This is a genomic window from Pseudonocardia sp. Ae505_Ps2 (assembly GCF_001932425.1).
Lineage (GTDB): Bacteria > Actinomycetota > Actinomycetes > Mycobacteriales > Pseudonocardiaceae > Pseudonocardia.
Genome location: NZ_MCIP01000001.1, coordinates 774,891 through 775,871, shown reverse-complemented (window position 1 = coordinate 775,871; position 981 = coordinate 774,891). Strand labels below are relative to the sequence as shown.

The window sequence follows — 981 nt, the reverse complement described above, 5'->3', positions numbered from 1 at the left end:
TCAACCAGCGCACCGTCAACACCCTGCACTCAGCCCTTCGTGCTCTGGCCGAACGCGGAAACGCCCTGCTCAAGACCACCTTCGCCGCGTTGCGGCGAGTCACGCTATGTCCCTGGCGCACCGGCGCGATCACCGCAGCTGCGCTCGTACTACTCCACACCGAGTACGACCGCACGACATGATCAACCCGCTACTGAGAACACCTCATTGCCAGGCGCCTTTTAGGTGAGGCGCGCTCCCGCTTTTCCATTGCTGCATTCGAAGAGCCCTACACCAATTACGGGGCTGCGCTCATCGGGGCCTCATCCGACAGCTGAGCCTGGCCCGGCGAGTTCCCGCTGCCCCCAGCTAGGTAAGGCTGCGAAGCTCGTCTCTGGCGTCCGCTGCGATAACTGATCCTTTAAACTGCTTCCCGTCGAGTAGGTCTCCCATCTCTGAGATTCGCCTGCGAATCCAGGAAATCTTCCGTTCCTCGGGTAGATTGATTACAGGGCGTAATACCTGCATTGCTCCATCAATTTCGCCTACTTTGACGCGGGCAGTTGCTTGATATACGTGAGCTAGAGCCTCATCGTCCAGTGATCGGAACTCATCCCCCTCGTGTTCCCACAGGGAGATGGCGCGCCCGGCGTCTCTGTCTGCTCGCTTCAGGGCTTGTGGATCGTCCAGCCACATTAGACTTGAGCCACCATAGTAGAGCTGTTTGGCGTAGCTGAAGGAGTAGAGGCCGTTCACAGAGTCGGACGCGGCTTTATCGCGCAAGGATAGAGCTTGATCTAGGAGGTCCTGCGCCTTCCTGGAGTTGTTGAGGTTGGCGGCACACTGAGCTGCTCCACATAGGAGGCGAATCGTTGACGTGCCTGCTCCTGCGTACTTCAAGCCGTCCTGGGCAAGGTTGTCCGCAAGAGTGTAGTTCTTCTCGAACCGCGCCAGGAGAGATTCAGTTCCGCGGACCCAGGCGCGCAGTTCATTGTCGTTCGC

The 981-nt window shown here is 58.8% G+C and carries 1 protein-coding gene and 1 pseudogene; one reads left to right on the top strand and one right to left on the bottom strand.

The features are described from left to right. Positions 1-182: pseudogene (locus Ae505Ps2_RS33075) on the top strand (IS5/IS1182 family transposase); the annotation flags it as partial. A 166-nt stretch (positions 183-348) separates the two neighbouring features. On the opposite strand, the gene Ae505Ps2_RS32420 reads toward Ae505Ps2_RS33075, so the two are convergent. After that, positions 349-981, bottom strand: a 633-nt coding sequence (locus Ae505Ps2_RS32420; RefSeq protein ID WP_212567606.1) for a hypothetical protein, incomplete at its 5' end; no start/stop codon positions are given.